This window comes from Klebsiella sp. 28, from assembly GCF_018223905.1.
Lineage (GTDB): Bacteria > Pseudomonadota > Gammaproteobacteria > Enterobacterales > Enterobacteriaceae > Klebsiella > Klebsiella pneumoniae.
In genome coordinates this window covers 1-15,815 of the sequence record NZ_JAGRQY010000085.1, presented here as the reverse complement: position 1 = coordinate 15,815, position 15,815 = coordinate 1, and the positions used below count along the sequence as shown (strand labels likewise).

Below are 15,815 nucleotides of genomic sequence, written 5' to 3'. Positions count from 1 at the left end.
CTCCTGCCACTCGAATTATTCAGGTTCATCAGATCCATCAGCCCGCTGTAGACGCGGATGCAGCCGTTGGCCATGGCGAAGGCGTTGACATCCTTGGTCTCATAGACCTTGTAGTTCACGGGCTGACCATTGATGTTATCGCCCAGCGCAGCCGCGATTTTGTTCAGCCGCTGGCTGTATTCACTGTTGGCCGGGGCGATTTTCGCTTTGGCGTCCATCTCTTTACAGGCCTGGTCGCTTAAGGTTTTCACCTGCGCGTCGCTGAGAGAGTATGCCTGGAAGGCTTCGGCGCCTGAGCTGAGCAGACCGTTGGAGTCCATGTTCTGACATCCGGTGAGGGTTGCTGCGATCCCAAGAGCAAGTACGGTTGAGCGAATTTTCATTTTTATCTTCCACAATCTTATGGTTGTTTATCCGAAAATACGGCGACGGCAGGGAACCGTATTCTGCGTAAATTATAAAGAGTATCGCAGGATGCGGGCGAGCGGATTCCGGCGTAGCACAACCTGTTCCAGAGATTTCTTAAAGGGCAAAAGGATGCTCCATGTACATGACTTGTCGCTTGGGTTACATTGTTCACACTTTTTTCCGGCGTAGCCCAAAACGCGCTCTCGTCAAGTCGTTAAGGGCATGGCCTTCAACAGTCCGAACTGGAGTCAAAATGTCCTCACGTAAAGAGCTTGCTAACGCTATTCGTGCGCTGAGCATGGACGCTGTACAGAAAGCCAAATCCGGCCACCCGGGGGCCCCGATGGGTATGGCTGACATTGCCGAAGTGCTGTGGCGTGATTTCCTGAACCATAACCCGAACAATCCGGCCTGGGCTGACCGTGACCGTTTTGTGTTGTCAAATGGCCATGGTTCGATGCTGATTTACAGCCTGCTGCACCTCACTGGCTACGATCTGCCGATTGAAGAGCTGAAAAACTTCCGCCAGCTGCACTCCAAAACCCCGGGTCACCCGGAAGTCGGCTACACCGCAGGCGTGGAAACCACCACCGGTCCGCTGGGCCAGGGTATCGCTAACGCGGTCGGGATGGCTATCGCCGAGAAAACCCTGGCGGCGCAGTTCAACCGTCCGGGACACGATATCGTCGACCACTACACCTACGCCTTCATGGGCGACGGCTGCATGATGGAAGGCATTTCTCACGAAGTGTGCTCCCTGGCCGGTACCCTGAAACTGGGTAAACTGGTGGCGTTCTATGATGACAACGGCATCTCCATCGACGGCCACGTTGAAGGCTGGTTCACCGACGACACCGCGAAACGCTTTGAAGCCTACGGCTGGCACGTGGTGCGCGGCGTGGACGGTCACGACGCTGACGCCATCAAACGCGCGGTAGAAGAAGCGCGGGCGGTCACCGACAAACCGTCCCTGCTGATGTGCAAAACCATCATCGGCTTCGGTTCGCCGAACAAAGCCGGCACCCACGACTCCCACGGCGCGCCGCTGGGCGACGCCGAAATCGCCCTGACCCGCGAAGCGCTGGGCTGGAAACACGCGCCGTTTGACATCCCGTCTGACATCTATGCCCAGTGGGATGCCAAAGAAGCCGGCCAGGCGAAAGAAGCCGCATGGAACGAGAAGTTCGCTGCCTACGCCAAAGCCTTCCCGCAGGAAGCAGCCGAATTCACCCGCCGTATGAAAGGCGAAATGCCGTCTGACTTCGACGCGAAAGCTAACGAGTTCATCGCGAAGCTGCAGGCCAACCCGGCGAAAATCGCCAGCCGTAAAGCCTCGCAGAACGCCATCGAAGCCTTCGGCCCGCTGCTGCCGGAATTCCTCGGCGGCTCCGCAGATCTCGCGCCGTCCAACCTGACCCTGTGGTCCGGCTCTAAGCCGATCAACGAAGACGCTGCCGGGAACTACATCCACTACGGCGTGCGCGAGTTCGGTATGACCGCTATCGCCAACGGTATCGCGCTGCACGGCGGCTTCCTGCCGTACACCTCCACCTTCCTGATGTTCGTGGAATACGCGCGTAACGCGGTACGTATGGCCGCGCTGATGAAACAGCGTCAGGTGATGGTCTACACCCACGACTCGATCGGTCTGGGCGAAGACGGCCCGACTCACCAGCCGGTAGAGCAGGTGGCTTCCCTGCGCGTGACCCCGAACATGTCCACCTGGCGTCCGTGTGACCAGGTTGAATCCGCGATTGCGTGGAAATATGGCGTGGAGCGTCAGGACGGCCCGACCGCGCTGATCCTCTCCCGTCAGAACCTGGCGCAGCAGGAGCGTACCGCAGAGCAGCTGGCGAACGTGGCCCGCGGCGGTTATGTGCTGAAAGATTGCGCCGGCCAGCCGGAGCTGATCTTCATCGCCACCGGTTCAGAAGTGGAGCTGGCGGTTGCCGCATGGGACAAACTGACTGCCGAAGGCGTGAAGGCGCGCGTGGTTTCCATGCCGTCCACCGACGCGTTCGACAAGCAGGATGCGGCTTATCGCGAATCCGTACTGCCGAAAGCCGTGACCGCGCGCGTTGCCGTGGAAGCGGGTATCGCTGACTACTGGTTCAAATACGTTGGCCTGAACGGCGCTATCGTTGGCATGACCACCTTCGGTGAGTCTGCGCCGGCTGAGCAGCTGTTCGAGGAGTTCGGCTTCACCGTTGATAACGTGGTCGCTAAAGCGAAAGCGCTGCTGTAATCGCTGGCACGGTGCGGGCTGATGCCCTCACCCCACCCCTCTCCCACAGGAGAGGGTGCAAACACCAAAACGGTAACCCCTGGGTTACCGTTTTGCTTTTATCTCGCCACCCGGCTTTTTTGTATCTGCTATTCCTGAACCATGTAATACGGTTGTAAATTATTCCAGCAAAAATGTGATGTGAGTCATATAGCTGGTTTATTGCGCTGGACAAACATTCCTTTTATTCCTCATTTCGCTTATTCTAGCTGAAGCGTTTCAGTCGTTTAAATGTTCGACAATTAATCAATCAGTCGCAGTTTGCAGCTGGTAAGGTTCCCCTCAGAGCGTTGCTGGATTACTCTGTCAGCCACCTCATAACAGGGACAGCCTTGCAGGAGATCTATGACCATTCGCATCGCGATTAATGGCTTCGGTCGCATTGGACGCAACGTGGTTCGTGCTCTATATGAATCCGGGCGTCGTGCGGAAATCACCGTGGTGGCAATCAATGAGCTGGCGGATGCCGCGGGCATCGCGCATTTATTGAAATATGACACCAGCCATGGCCGTTTCGCCTGGGATGTCCGTCAGGAGCGCGAGCAGCTGTTTGTTGGCGACGATGCCATCCGTCTGCTGCATGAGCCGACCATTGCGGCGCTGCCCTGGCGCGAACTGGCGGTGGACGTCGTGCTTGACTGTACCGGGGTATACGGGAGTCGTGAACACGGTGAAGCCCATCTTCAGGCGGGGGCGAAAAAAGTGCTCTTTTCCCACCCCGGCGGCAACGACCTCGACGCGACGGTGGTGTACGGCGTAAATCAGGATGAACTTCGCGCCGGGCATCGCATCGTCTCCAACGCCTCCTGCACCACCAACTGCATTATTCCGATCATTAAACTGCTCGATGACGCCTATGGCATTGAGTCCGGCACCGTCACCACCATTCACTCGGCGATGCATGACCAGCAGGTGATTGACGCTTATCATCCGGATCTGCGGCGTACCCGCGCGGCCAGCCAGTCGATCATTCCGGTGGATACCAAACTGGCGGCAGGGATCACCCGTATTTTTCCGCAATTTAACGACCGTTTTGAAGCGATTGCCGTGCGGGTGCCGACGATTAACGTGACGGCAATTGACCTGAGCGTGACGGTGAAAAAACCGGTAAAAGCATGTGAAGTCAACCAGTTGCTGCAAAAAGCAGCACAAGGTGCATTTCATGGTATAGTTGACTATACGGAATTACCGTTGGTCTCGACAGATTTTAACCACGATCCGCACAGCGCCATCGTCGATGGTACGCAAACCCGGGTCAGTGGCGCGCATCTGATCAAAACGCTGGTCTGGTGCGATAACGAATGGGGCTTTGCTAACCGAATGCTCGACACGACGTTAGCGATGGCGGCTATTGGTTTCAGGTTCGACGCGTAAACGTCGACAAAACTTTATGAATCAACGAGAGGATTCACCATGTCTGTAATTAAGATGACCGATCTGGATCTGGCTGGTAAACGCGTTTTTATCCGTGCGGATCTGAACGTACCAGTTAAAGACGGGAAAGTAACCAGCGACGCACGTATCCGTGCATCTCTGCCGACCATTGAACTGGCGCTGAAGCAGGGCGCGAAAGTCATGGTTACTTCTCACCTGGGTCGTCCGACCGAAGGCGAGTACAACGAAGAATTCTCTCTGCTGCCGGTTGTTAATTACCTGAAAGACAAACTGTCCAACCCGGTACGCCTGGTTAAAGACTACCTGGACGGCGTGGAAGTGGCTGCCGGTGAACTGGTGGTGCTGGAAAACGTTCGCTTCAACAAAGGCGAGAAAAAAGACGACGAAGAACTGTCTAAGAAATACGCTGCGCTGTGCGACGTGTTCGTGATGGACGCTTTCGGTACTGCGCACCGCGCGCAGGCTTCCACCCACGGCATCGGCAAATTTGCTGACGTGGCGTGCGCAGGCCCGCTGCTGGCCGCTGAACTGGACGCGCTGGGTAAAGCGCTGAAAGAGCCAGCTCGTCCGATGGTCGCTATCGTTGGTGGTTCTAAAGTGTCCACCAAACTGACCGTTCTGGATTCCCTGTCTAAAATCGCTGACCAGCTGATCGTGGGCGGCGGTATCGCTAACACCTTCGTTGCCGCTCAGGGCCACAACGTCGGTAAATCCCTGTACGAAGCAGATCTGGTTGATGAAGCCAAGCGCCTACTGGGCACCTGCGATATCCCGGTTCCGACCGACGTTCGCGTAGCGACCGAGTTCTCCGAAACCGCAACGGCAACCCTGAAGTCTGTTAACGACATCAAAGATGACGAGCAGATTCTGGACCTTGGCGACGTTTCCGCACAGAAACTGGCTGAAATCCTGAAGAACGCCAAAACCATCCTGTGGAACGGCCCGGTTGGCGTATTCGAATTCCCTAACTTCCGTAAAGGGACTGAAATCGTGGCTAACGCTATCGCGGACAGCGAAGGTTTCTCCATCGCCGGCGGCGGTGACACCCTGGCAGCGATCGACCTGTTCGGCATCGCTGACAAAATTTCCTACATCTCCACTGGCGGCGGCGCATTCCTTGAATTCGTCGAAGGCAAAGTCCTGCCGGCAGTAGCGATGCTCGAAGAGCGCGCTAAGCAGTAATTCAGTTCAGGCGGGGAAACCCGCCTGTTTTTCAGCGCGCTTAAGGGCTCGCGAACCTTCTTCAACGGTCGAAGATACAGATACAGGACTAAGTAACATGTCTAAAATTTTTGATTTCGTAAAACCGGGCGTCATCACTGGCGACGACGTTCAGAAAGTGTTCCAGGTAGCGAAAGAAAACAACTTTGCACTGCCGGCGGTAAACTGCGTAGGTACTGATTCCATCAACGCCGTTCTGGAAGCTGCAGCGAAAGTTCGCTCTCCGGTTATCGTTCAGTTCTCTAACGGCGGCGCAGCGTTCATCGCAGGTAAAGGCGTGAAAACTGACGTTCCTCAGGGTGCTGCTATCCTCGGCGCTATCTCTGGCGCCCACCACGTGCACCAGATGGCTGAACACTACGGCGTGCCGGTTATCCTGCACACTGACCACTGCGCGAAGAAACTGCTGCCGTGGATCGACGGCCTGCTGGACGCCGGTGAAAAACACTTCGCCGCTACTGGCAAACCGCTGTTCTCTTCCCACATGATCGACCTGTCTGAAGAGTCCCTGCACGAAAACATCGAGATCTGCTCTAAGTACCTGGCTCGCATGGCCAAAATGGGCATGACCCTGGAAATCGAACTGGGCTGCACCGGCGGTGAAGAAGACGGCGTGGATAACAGCCACATGGACGCTTCCGCCCTGTACACCCAGCCGGAAGACGTGGATTACGCCTACACCGAGCTGAGCAAAATCAGCCCGCGCTTCACCATCGCCGCTTCCTTCGGTAACGTACACGGCGTGTACAAACCAGGTAACGTAGTTCTGACCCCGACCATCCTGCGCGACTCTCAGGAATATGTTTCCAAGAAACACAACCTGCCGCACAACAGCCTGAACTTCGTGTTCCACGGCGGTTCCGGTTCTTCCGCTCAGGAAATCAAAGACTCCGTCAGCTACGGCGTGGTGAAAATGAACATTGATACCGACACCCAATGGGCAACCTGGGACGGTATCCTGCAGTATTACAAAGCGAACGAAGCTTACCTGCAGGGCCAGCTGGGCAACCCGAAAGGCGAAGACCAGCCGAACAAGAAATACTACGACCCGCGCGTATGGCTGCGTGCTGCCCAGACTTCCATGGTGACTCGTCTGGAGCAGGCATTTAAAGAGCTGAACGCGATCGACGTTCTGTAAGAAAAATCTGTTTCTTACCCGGAAGCCCGCAGCAATGCGGGCTTTTTTATTATCTTAACAACAGGATAGCGCGGCAGAAAACTGTGATCCATTTGGCAAAACGTGCACTTATTGTTTACCCTATAACCTGACTGCCCTGTCGCAGGCTGAGTTATTTACTTCCCCCCAGGGGATTCATAAGGAATGTTAAATGGAAGATTTGAACGTTGTCGATAGCATCAACCACGCCGGGACGTGGCTGGCACGCAACCAGGAGCTGCTGCTGAGCTATGCCGTCAACATCGTCGCGGCTATCGCTATCCTGATCGTCGGGATGATCGTGGCGCGCGTCGTCTCTAATACCGTCAACCGCCTGATGCTGGCGCGTAAAATTGACGCTACCGTGGCCGATTTTCTCTCTGCGCTGGTGCGCTATGCGGTTATCGCCTTTACGCTGATTGCCGCCCTGGGGCGGGTAGGCGTGCAGACCGCCTCGGTGATTGCGGTGCTGGGTGCTGCCGGTTTGGCGGTGGGTTTAGCGCTGCAGGGATCGCTGTCGAACCTTGCCGCAGGCGTACTGCTGGTGATGTTCCGCCCGTTCCGCGCTGGCGAGTATGTCGACCTTGGCGGCGTGGCAGGTACGGTGTTGAACGTGCAGATTTTCTCCACCACCCTGCGTACCGCGGACGGTAAAGTAGTGGTGGTCCCGAACGGGAAAATCATCGCCGGCAATATCATTAACTTCTCCCGGGAGCCTGCGCGTCGCAATGAGTTTATTATCGGCGTCGCTTACGATGCTGATATCGACAAGGTAAAGCAGCTGCTGACCTCGATTATCGAATCTGACGATCGAATTCTGCGCGATCGGGAAATGACCGTTCGTCTGAACGAACTCGGCGCCTCGTCGGTGAACTTCGTGGTGCGCGTGTGGAGCAAAAGCAGCGATCTGCAAAACGTCTACTGGGATATCCTCGAGCGTATCAAGCGTGAATTTGACGCCAACGGCATCAGCTTCCCTTACCCGCAGATGGATGTTCATGTGGTGCGCCTGCCGGAAAAAGCAGAGTAAACCGCCTCTCAATAACTTAGGCCGGCCATGCCGGCCTTTTTCAATAGCTCATCATTAGTTGTTCTAATTAATGATTAATTCTTTCAATTTCCGCTAATAATTCATTCGCGCTATAGTCAGCGCCACTCTCGAACTCAGCGGATAAATCCTTATGTTTACTTATTACTTTCAGGGGCTTGCCCTGGGAGCGGCTATGATATTGCCGCTTGGCCCTCAAAATGCCTTTGTGATGAATCAGGGGATCCGTCGTCAGTATCATCTGATGATTGCCCTGCTATGCGCGGTCAGCGACTTGCTGTTAATCTGCGCTGGCATTTTCGGCGGTAGCGCACTGCTGATGCAATCCCCGTGGCTGCTGGCGCTAGTGACCTGGGGCGGCGTGGCCTTTTTGCTGTGGTATGGCTTCGGCGCATTGAAAACGGCGTTCAGTCAGAGTCTTGAACTCGCCAATGCAGAGGTAATGCAGCAGGGGCGCTGGAAAATCATTATCACCATGCTGGCGGTGACCTGGCTTAATCCGCACGTTTATCTGGACACCTTTGTGGTGTTAGGCAGCCTGGGAGGTCAGCTGGCGGTGGAGCCGAAGCGCTGGTTTGCGCTAGGGACCATTAGCGCCTCTTTCCTGTGGTTCTTTGGCCTGGCGCTGTTAGCCGCCTGGCTGGCGCCGCGACTACGTACCGCCAGAGCCCAGCGGATCATCAATATTGTGGTCGGCGCCGTCATGTGGTTTATTGCGTTTCAGCTGGCAAGAGAAGGCGTCAGCCATATCCAGGCGTTGCTTAACTAAGCGTTGTCCGATGGACTTTCCTGCTGTACGCGCTAAGCTTGCTGGCATGCGTCCCGTAAGGGCGATTTAAGTAACATGGAGAAACGACAGTGAAGTTAAAAGTCTTAGCCCTGGCGGCAACACTCGGATTGACCACGATGGCGGCACAGGCCAGCGAATTGCCGGATGGCCCGCACATTGTGACTTCAGGCACAGCAAGCGTTGCCGCGGTTCCGGACATCGCCACCCTGGCGATCGAAGTGAACGTGTCGGCAAAAGACGCCGCGTCGGCAAAAAAACAGGCTGACGATCGCGTTGCGCAATATCTCTCTTTCCTCGAAAAGAGCGGTATTGCTAAAAAGGACATCAACTCGGCGAATCTGCGTACCCAACCTGATTACGACTATCAGAACGGGAAAAGTATTCTGAAAGGCTATCGCGCGGTGCGCACAGTGGAAGTGACCTTGCGCCAGCTGGATAAACTCAACGGTCTGCTGGATGGCGCCCTGAAAGCGGGTCTCAACGAAATTCGCTCCGTCTCGCTGGGCGTTGCGCAACCGGACGCCTACAAAGATAAGGCGCGTAAAGCGGCGATCGACGACGCCGTGCATCAGGCGCAGGAGCTGGCCGCAGGCTTCCACAGCAAGCTGGGTCCGGTGTACAGCGTGCGCTACCATGTCTCCAACTATCAGCCGAGCCCGATGGTTCGCATGATGAAGGCCGCTGACGCTGCGCCGGTTTCTGCCCAGGAAACCTACGAGCAGGCGACTATCCAGTTTGACGACCAGGTCGATGTAGTCTTTGAGCTGCAGCCGGCGCAAGCCGCTGCTCCAGCCACCCCGGCGAAACCGGCGGAAACGCCGAAACCGGCCCAGTAAGCGATAGAAACAAAAAAGCCACTTCAGCGAAGTGGCTTTTTTATGCCCGCGGTTTAATCCTGACGCAGCACCTTGTGTCCGTAGTCAATGAGCGCATCGGTCACCCGGCGCATCATGCGGCTTTCCGGGGCGAAGCGGTGCCAGTAGAGCATGCGGCGCTGGAACAGGCCCGGGGTGAGATCGATAAGTTCGCCGCTGTTGAGCTCTTTTTCGATCTGCAGATGCGGGATCATACAGCAGGTGGTGCCCTGGCGCGCCAGCTGCACGAAAGCTTCCGACGAGTTGACGATGTGGCAGGGGACGCTGCCCGGCGGCAGGTCGAAGTTTTGCTGCAGGAACGCCTGATGCATATCGTCCAGATGGTCGAAGGCGACGACCGGCGCCTTAAGCAGCGCCGAACGCGTCACGCCATTCGGGAAATAGCGTTGCGCAAACTCTTTTGATGCGACAAACAGGTAATCGAGCGCCCCCAGCTGATCCACCAGGCAGCTTGGCAGCGCCTGCGGCTGGATACTCACTGCGCCCACTACTTCGCCACGGCGCAGGCGCTCCTGGGTGCGGGTTTCATCTTCCACCTGCAGGTTGAGACGAATAGGGGAGTCTGACAGAACGTTGGCCAGCGCCGGCAGCAGCCAGGTCGCCAGACTGTCGGCGTTCACCGCCAGCGACAGCAGCAGCGGCGTAGAGCCGGTTTGTTCATCGCCCAGCCACTCTTCCTCCAGCAGTTCAACCTGGCGCAACAGAGCCAGCAGTTTCTGTCCTTGCTCGGTGGGGCGCGGCGGCACGGTACGCACCAGCAGCGGCTGGCCGAACATATTTTCCAACTGCTTAATACGCTGTGAGACGGCGGACTGGGTAATACATAGCTTCTGCGCGGCGCGCTCAAATCCTCGTTCCCTAATCACCGCATCCAGCGCTTGTAGTGTCCTGTAGTCCGGTCGTTTCATTATTCTGGCGTGCCCCCATAACTAATCGTTATCTCGCACTATGACATAAATTTTTATTTGATACAGACGAAATTGGTCTGTTCAGTTGTGTGATCTGCATCGCAGGGACATTTCCACTATCGATGTTCTATAATGCGCCACAGGCATTCACATCTCGGACCAGAATTATGACGCAGGATGAACTGAAAAAAGCGGTAGGTTGGGCAGCACTGCAATATGTACAGCCAGGGACTATTGTCGGCGTAGGCACCGGCTCGACGGCGGCCCATTTTATTGACGCGCTGGGCACCATGAAGGGGCAGATCGAAGGGGCGGTTTCCAGCTCCGACGCCTCCACCGAGAAGCTGAAAAGCCTCGGGATCACCGTCTTCGATCTTAACAGCGTCGATCGCCTGGGGATCTATGTTGACGGCGCGGATGAGATCAACGGCCATATGCAGATGATCAAAGGCGGCGGCGCGGCGCTGACCCGTGAAAAGATCATCGCCTCGGTCGCGGATAAGTTTATCTGCATCGCCGACGCCTCCAAGCAGGTCGATATTCTGGGCAAGTTCCCGCTGCCGGTGGAAGTCATTCCGATGGCGCGCAGCGCCGTGGCGCGTCAGCTGGTCAAGCTGGGCGGCCGTCCAGAGTACCGTCAGGGCGTGGTGACCGATAACGGCAACGTGATCCTTGACGTGCACGGCCTGGAAATTCTCGATGCGATCGCGCTGGAAAACGCGATCAACGGTATTCCTGGCGTCGTCACCGTGGGGCTGTTCGCCAACCGTGGCGCCGACGTGGCGCTGATTGGCACTGCCGACGGCGTGAAGACCATCGTAAAATAGTCTGTCCGCAGGGAGCCGACCGGCTCCCTCGCAAATATTTTTTCATCAGGTGCAATTTGGTGACTTCTGTCACATTTATGCAACCATTCTGATTTACACGCTACCATTTCTTCTCTTTCTGGTGTTTTGTCCTGCGATTTCCCTCTGGATGACATTTCTTCAGGACGGCGACGCAAACGTTCATATTGCCGCGATAGTTTTTTTTGATATGTTGCTGAGACGAACTTTCGTTCAGCACGACATCAGTTAAGACAAAACAGGACGGGGAAATGGCTAAGGTATCACTGGAAAAAGACAAGATTAAATTTCTGCTGGTTGAAGGTGTGCATCAAAAGGCAATCGATAGCCTTCGCGCAGCGGGTTACACCAACATTGAATTTCATAAAGGCGCGCTGGATTCAGAACAGCTGAAAGCGTCGATCCGTGATGCCCATTTCATCGGCCTGCGTTCCCGTACCCATCTGACTGAAGAGATTTTCGCCGCAGCGGAAAAACTGGTTGCCGTCGGTTGCTTCTGCATCGGGACCAACCAGGTCGATCTGAACGCCGCTGCGAAGCGCGGTATTCCGGTGTTTAACGCGCCGTTCTCTAACACCCGCTCGGTGGCCGAGTTGGTGATCGGCGAACTGCTGCTGATGCTGCGCGGCGTGCCGGAAGCCAACGCCAAAGCGCACCGCGGGGTGTGGAACAAGCAGGCGGTCGGCAGCTTCGAAGCGCGTGGTAAAAAGCTGGGCATCATCGGTTACGGCCACATCGGTACCCAGCTTGGCATTCTGGCGGAATCGCTGGGAATGCACGTCTTCTTCTATGATATTGAAAACAAACTGCCGCTCGGCAACGCCACTCAGGTACAGCATCTCTCCGACCTGCTGAACATGAGCGATGTGGTCAGCCTGCACGTGCCGGAAAACGCCTCTACCAAAAATATGATGGGCGCGGAAGAACTGGCGCTGATGAAGCCGGGCGCGCTGCTGATCAACGCCTCCCGCGGTACCGTGGTGGACATTCCGGCGCTATGCGATGCGCTGGCCAGTAAGCATCTGGCCGGGGCGGCTATCGACGTCTTCCCGACTGAACCTGCGACCAACAGCGACCCCTTCACTTCGCCGCTGTGCGAGTTTGATAACGTGATCCTCACACCGCATATCGGTGGCTCCACTCAGGAAGCGCAGGAGAACATCGGTCTGGAAGTAGCTGGCAAGCTGGCGAAATACTCTGACAACGGGTCAACCCTGTCGGCAGTTAACTTCCCGGAAGTTTCTCTACCGCTGCACGGCGGCCGCCGTCTGCTGCATATCCATGAGAACCGGCCGGGCGTCCTGACCGCAATCAACCAAATCTTCGCCGCGCAGAGCATCAACATTGCCGCCCAGTATCTGCAAACGTCGCCGCAGATGGGCTACGTGGTGATTGATATTGAAGCGGAAGAAGATGTTGCCCAGCAGGCGCTGCAGGCAATGAAAGCGATCCCGGGGACTATCCGCGCCCGTCTGCTGTTCTAATCATTTTTGCCTCTCGGGCAGGTCGCGTACCTGCCCGTTTTTTTGTTAATACTTTCCAGGCTGAATTTTTCGTCCCCGCGTACCTACCAACACCAGGTTTTTCCCGGGGTGATGACCGCCGGCAGCGGGATATCCCACTCTTCGCTCGGCAGGCTATCCACCTGCTGGCAGTCGTGCGCGTAGCCCACCGGCTGCAGGCGATACTGCTGCCAGTTTTGCAGCGTCCGGTCGTAAAAACCGCCGCCCATTCCCAGCCGTTGGCCACTGACATCGAAGGCCACCAGCGGGGTCACCAGCACATCGAGTTCAGCCAGCGGCAGCACATCCCGCACATCGAGCTTCGGTTCGCGGATCTTCAGGCGATTCACGATCAGTTGGCTCTGCGGATGGTAGTGTAAAAACAGCAGATTGCCGGGGCTAAAGGGATGCAGCACCGGGAGATATACCCGCTTGCCGGCGCGCCAGAGCTGGTCGATCAGCGGCTGGGTGTCCAGCTCGCCGTCAAAGGAGAGAAACAGCGCCACGTTGTGGGCGAGAACTACCGGCGGCCAGGCCATCATCCGCTCGGCGGCCTGTTGGGCAAACAGGCGCTGTTGCTCCGGGCTGAGTGCGCGTCGACGATCGCGGATCTGCTGGCGAATATGCTGACGGGAGAGCAGGGTATCGGGCTGTATAGTCATGCAGGTCTCGTTACGAGCTGGCGAAACAATAGGAGCAAGTGTAATACAGGGCGGCTTCAGCCGAAAACACGTATGGGGGATGATGCGAAGTAAAGAAGGGAATCTCCGAGATGCCGCCGCAGGCTGTAACCCTTGAACCCTTGGTTCAAGGTGAATGTGTCGTCACGGTTTTAAGGCTTCTCGGACGAACCGAGCATGCTCACCAACCGTGGAGCGCCACATTCTTGTGGTATGAAATATCGGCTCAGGGGACTGGCCCGCTTGCAAACATCTCAGAGAAATTTTGTTCTTGCGATTACTCTAACACAGTTAACTGCAAAGTGTTATTCAAACTTCGACCCTGGCTTTTCGCTTATGCGACCTTGCTCAAGCAATGCTTGTTCGATGGTCTGCTGAAGCATGCGAATGCGCTGCTCCATGCTGGAAGCGTAGTCGCGGGTCTTCGCTTTTTCCTGAGTCAACTCATAGCTGATGTTCAACGCCGCGATGAAGACCAGCTGCTCAGTATTTGTGACTCTAGTGCGTTCTTTTAAATCTTGCAACCGCTGATTAAGGTCTTCAGCTGCCTGATTCAGGGCATCCCTTTGTTCAGGCGGGCAATTCACTCGCAGTGAACGGCCGAAAATTTGGAGATCTACGGGTTGTGCAGACATGCCACCTTCCTGCTGATTGACTGCGCTGCCTTCACACCCTGGCCCGGGTCTGCGAAGGGGCGACACTATAGCTACCCTGGTGCGAAGATACAAGCCCTATTCTGGTTCACCAGGGTCCAAAGTGGTAGCATACCATGAATATTCCTCCCAACGATGACGAATGCGCATGTCTATACAGAACGAAATGCCTGGTTACAACGATGTAGACCAGTTACTGAACCAACAAGGGGTAGGTCTCACCCCGGCCGAAATGCACGGTTTGATCAGCGGATTGCTGTGCGGCGGCAACACGGACAGCAGCTGGCAGCCGCTGGTGCACGACCTGACCAACGAAGGTCTCGCCTTTGGCCATGAACTGGCTCAGGCGCTGCGTAACATGCATTCCGCCATCAGCGATTCACTGGATGACGACGGTTTCCTCTTTCAACTGTATCTGCCGGAAGGCGATGCGGTGAGCGTCTTTGACCGTGCCGACGCCCTCGCCGGTTGGGTCAACCACTTCCTGCTTGGTCTTGGCGTTAGCCAGCCGAAGCTGGATAAAGTGAAGGATGAAACCGGGGAAGCGATTGACGATCTGCGTAATATTGCCCAGCTGGGCTACGATGAAGACGAAGATCAGGAAGAGCTGGAGATGTCTCTGGAGGAGATTATCGAGTATGTCCGCGTTGCCGCACTGCTGTGCCACGACACCTTTGCCCGTCAGCAGCCAACCGCACCGGAAGTCCGCAAACCGACATTACACTAACTAAAATTCGTTCAGGGGGCGTCATGACTCAGCAGGAATTTCTATCGCGTCGCCAGACGCTGTTGGCGCAGATGCAGCCAGGCAGCGCGGCGCTGATTTTCGCCGCACCGGAAGCGGTGCGCAGTGCAGATTCGGAATATCCCTACCGGCAGAACAGCGATTTCTGGTACTTCACCGGCTTTAACGAACCGGAAGCGCTGCTGGTGTTGATTAAAAGCGATGAAACCCACAACCATAGCGTGCTGTTCAACCGGGTTCGCGATCTTACCGCTGAGATCTGGTTTGGACGCCGTCTGGGCCAGGAGGCCGCGCCGGCGAAGCTTGGCGTCGACCGGGCGCTGGCGTTCAGCGAAATCAACCAGCAGCTGTATCAGCTGCTCAACGGTCTGGACGCGATCTACTTCGCCCAGGGTGAATATGCCTATGCCGATGAGATTGTGTTCAACGCCCTCGAAAAACTGCGCAAAGGCTCGCGCCAGAATCTGCAGGCGCCGAACTCGGTTATCGACTGGCGGCCCATTGTGCATGAGATGCGCCTGTTTAAATCCGCGGAAGAGCTTGCCGTGATGCGCCGCGCCGGGGAGATCACCGCGCTGGCCCATACCCGGGCGATGGAAAAATGCCGCCCTGGCATGTTCGAATATCAGCTGGAAGGTGAAATTCTCCATGAATTCAACCGCCACGGGGCACGTTTCCCCTCCTATAACACCATCGTTGGCGGCGGCGAAAACGGCTGTATTCTGCACTACACCGAAAACGAATCTGAACTGCGCGACGGCGATTTAGTCCTGATTGACGCCGGCTGCGAGTATCGCGGCTATGCCGGGGACATTACCCGCACCTTCCCGGTAAACGGTAAATTTACCCAGCCGCAGCGCGAGATCTACGACATTGTGCTCGAATCGCTGGAGACCGCGCTGAAACTCTATCGGCCGGGCACCTCGATCTGTCAGGTCAACCAGGAAGTGGTGCGCATTATGATTACCGGCCTGGTGCGGCTGGGGATCCTGAAAGGCGAGATTGACGAGCTTATCGCCAACAACGCCCACCGCCCGTACTTTATGCATGGCCTGAGCCACTGGCTGGGTCTGGATGTACACGATGTCGGTAATTACGACACCGACCGTTCGCGCGTCCTGGAGCCGGGAATGGTGCTGACCGTCGAGCCGGGACTGTATATCGCCACCGATGCCGACGTGCCGGCGCAGTATCGCGGCATCGGCATCCGTATTGAAGATGACATCGTGATTACCGAAGACGGTAACGAAAATCTCACCGCCGGCGTGGTGACGCCGGCGGTGAGATTTTCGTTACCGTCTTCGG

At 56.4% G+C, this 15,815-nt stretch carries 14 protein-coding genes, 1 other RNA gene and 1 pseudogene; 11 read left to right on the top strand and 5 right to left on the bottom strand.

All coding sequences use genetic code 11. The features are described from left to right. Nucleotides 1–383: pseudogene (locus tag KHQ28_RS14960) on the bottom strand (metalloprotease); the annotation flags it as partial. A 278-nt stretch (nucleotides 384–661) separates the two neighbouring features. Here KHQ28_RS14960 and tkt point away from each other — a divergent pair. The 7 genes from tkt (at nucleotide 662) to KHQ28_RS14925 (ending at nucleotide 9,138) form a co-directional block, all read left to right on the top strand. Next, the gene (gene tkt / locus KHQ28_RS14955; protein ID WP_004174438.1) at nucleotides 662–2,653 is read left to right on the top strand and encodes a transketolase; all 1,992 of its coding nucleotides are present in this window, start codon (nucleotides 662–664) and stop codon (nucleotides 2,651–2,653) included. A 384-nt stretch (nucleotides 2,654–3,037) separates the two neighbouring features. Then, complete coding sequence (gene epd / locus KHQ28_RS14950) at nucleotides 3,038–4,066, top strand: erythrose-4-phosphate dehydrogenase (protein WP_002916512.1); 1,029 nt, start codon at nucleotides 3,038–3,040, stop codon at nucleotides 4,064–4,066. 39 nt (nucleotides 4,067–4,105) lie between these two features. Next, nucleotides 4,106–5,269, top strand: coding sequence for a phosphoglycerate kinase (pgk, locus tag KHQ28_RS14945; protein ID WP_002916508.1), 1,164 nt, complete (start codon nucleotides 4,106–4,108; stop codon nucleotides 5,267–5,269). 97 nt (nucleotides 5,270–5,366) lie between these two features. Then, nucleotides 5,367–6,446: a class II fructose-bisphosphate aldolase gene (gene fbaA, locus KHQ28_RS14940; protein ID WP_004144748.1), complete on the top strand. Its 1,080-nt coding sequence runs from the start codon at nucleotides 5,367–5,369 to the stop codon at nucleotides 6,444–6,446. A 190-nt stretch (nucleotides 6,447–6,636) separates the two neighbouring features. Beyond that, a complete protein-coding gene (locus tag KHQ28_RS14935) occupies nucleotides 6,637–7,494 on the top strand; it encodes a small-conductance mechanosensitive channel MscS (protein WP_002916504.1) in 858 nt (285 codons plus the stop codon). A 151-nt stretch (nucleotides 7,495–7,645) separates the two neighbouring features. Then, nucleotides 7,646–8,281, top strand: a complete 636-nt coding sequence (gene argO, locus KHQ28_RS14930) for an arginine exporter ArgO (protein ID WP_004144747.1) — start codon at nucleotides 7,646–7,648, stop codon at nucleotides 8,279–8,281. 89 nt (nucleotides 8,282–8,370) lie between these two features. Beyond that, a complete protein-coding gene (locus KHQ28_RS14925) occupies nucleotides 8,371–9,138 on the top strand; it encodes an oxidative stress defense protein (protein ID WP_002916499.1) in 768 nt (255 codons plus the stop codon). Nucleotides 9,139–9,191: 53 nt separating this feature from the next. Here KHQ28_RS14925 and argP read toward each other — a convergent pair whose 3' ends face one another. Continuing rightward, nucleotides 9,192–10,085 carry a DNA-binding transcriptional regulator ArgP gene (gene argP, locus KHQ28_RS14920; RefSeq protein WP_002916497.1) on the bottom strand — a complete coding sequence of 298 codons (894 nt, stop codon included), beginning with the start codon at nucleotides 10,083–10,085 and terminating at the stop codon, nucleotides 9,192–9,194. Nucleotides 10,086–10,252: 167 nt separating this feature from the next. Between argP and rpiA the strand changes: the two genes are divergently transcribed. Beyond that, complete coding sequence (gene rpiA / locus KHQ28_RS14915; RefSeq protein WP_002916495.1) at nucleotides 10,253–10,912, top strand: ribose-5-phosphate isomerase RpiA; 660 nt, start codon at nucleotides 10,253–10,255, stop codon at nucleotides 10,910–10,912. Between the two features lie 269 nt (nucleotides 10,913–11,181). Continuing rightward, nucleotides 11,182–12,414: a phosphoglycerate dehydrogenase gene (gene serA, locus KHQ28_RS14910; RefSeq protein WP_002916493.1), complete on the top strand. Its 1,233-nt coding sequence runs from the start codon at nucleotides 11,182–11,184 to the stop codon at nucleotides 12,412–12,414. An 83-nt stretch (nucleotides 12,415–12,497) separates the two neighbouring features. Here the strand turns inward: serA and KHQ28_RS14905 are convergent, their stop codons facing one another. The 3 genes from KHQ28_RS14905 to zapA form a co-directional block, all read right to left on the bottom strand. Next, entirely contained in the window at nucleotides 12,498–13,094 is a 597-nt protein-coding gene (locus KHQ28_RS14905; RefSeq protein ID WP_002916490.1) for a 5-formyltetrahydrofolate cyclo-ligase, read from the bottom strand. Between the two features lie 98 nt (nucleotides 13,095–13,192). Then, a non-coding RNA gene (gene ssrS, locus KHQ28_RS14900) (6S RNA) lies at nucleotides 13,193–13,376 on the bottom strand. Between the two features lie 41 nt (nucleotides 13,377–13,417). Next, nucleotides 13,418–13,747, bottom strand: coding sequence for a cell division protein ZapA (gene zapA, locus KHQ28_RS14895; protein WP_002916488.1), 330 nt, complete (start codon nucleotides 13,745–13,747; stop codon nucleotides 13,418–13,420). Nucleotides 13,748–13,913: 166 nt separating this feature from the next. On the opposite strand from zapA, the gene KHQ28_RS14890 reads away from it, so the two are divergent. Both KHQ28_RS14890 and pepP read left to right on the top strand, forming a co-directional pair. Then, on the top strand, nucleotides 13,914–14,492 hold the full coding sequence (locus tag KHQ28_RS14890) for a YecA family protein (protein WP_002916486.1): 579 nt from the start codon (nucleotides 13,914–13,916) through the stop codon (nucleotides 14,490–14,492). A gap of 23 nt (nucleotides 14,493–14,515) precedes the next feature. Further along, the coding region (gene pepP / locus KHQ28_RS14885; protein WP_211777630.1) for a Xaa-Pro aminopeptidase at nucleotides 14,516–15,815 on the top strand (1,300 nt) is incomplete at its 3' end.

Bases quoted from the DNA above. Each gene is read 5' to 3' on its own strand.
- argP (WP_002916497.1), bottom strand. From the start codon at position 10,085: ATGAAACGACCGGACTACAGGACACTACAAGCGCTGGATGCGGTGATT.
- KHQ28_RS14935 (WP_002916504.1), top strand. From the start codon at position 6,637: ATGGAAGATTTGAACGTTGTCGATAGCATCAACCACGCCGGGACGTGG.
- rpiA (WP_002916495.1), top strand. From the start codon at position 10,253: ATGACGCAGGATGAACTGAAAAAAGCGGTAGGTTGGGCAGCACTGCAA.
- zapA (WP_002916488.1), bottom strand. From the start codon at position 13,747: ATGTCTGCACAACCCGTAGATCTCCAAATTTTCGGCCGTTCACTGCGA.
- KHQ28_RS14905 (WP_002916490.1), bottom strand. From the start codon at position 13,094: ATGACTATACAGCCCGATACCCTGCTCTCCCGTCAGCATATTCGCCAG.
- pgk (WP_002916508.1), top strand. From the start codon at position 4,106: ATGTCTGTAATTAAGATGACCGATCTGGATCTGGCTGGTAAACGCGTT.
- serA (WP_002916493.1), top strand. From the start codon at position 11,182: ATGGCTAAGGTATCACTGGAAAAAGACAAGATTAAATTTCTGCTGGTT.
- tkt (WP_004174438.1), top strand. From the start codon at position 662: ATGTCCTCACGTAAAGAGCTTGCTAACGCTATTCGTGCGCTGAGCATG.
- argO (WP_004144747.1), top strand. From the start codon at position 7,646: ATGTTTACTTATTACTTTCAGGGGCTTGCCCTGGGAGCGGCTATGATA.
- KHQ28_RS14890 (WP_002916486.1), top strand. From the start codon at position 13,914: ATGTCTATACAGAACGAAATGCCTGGTTACAACGATGTAGACCAGTTA.
- fbaA (WP_004144748.1), top strand. From the start codon at position 5,367: ATGTCTAAAATTTTTGATTTCGTAAAACCGGGCGTCATCACTGGCGAC.
- epd (WP_002916512.1), top strand. From the start codon at position 3,038: ATGACCATTCGCATCGCGATTAATGGCTTCGGTCGCATTGGACGCAAC.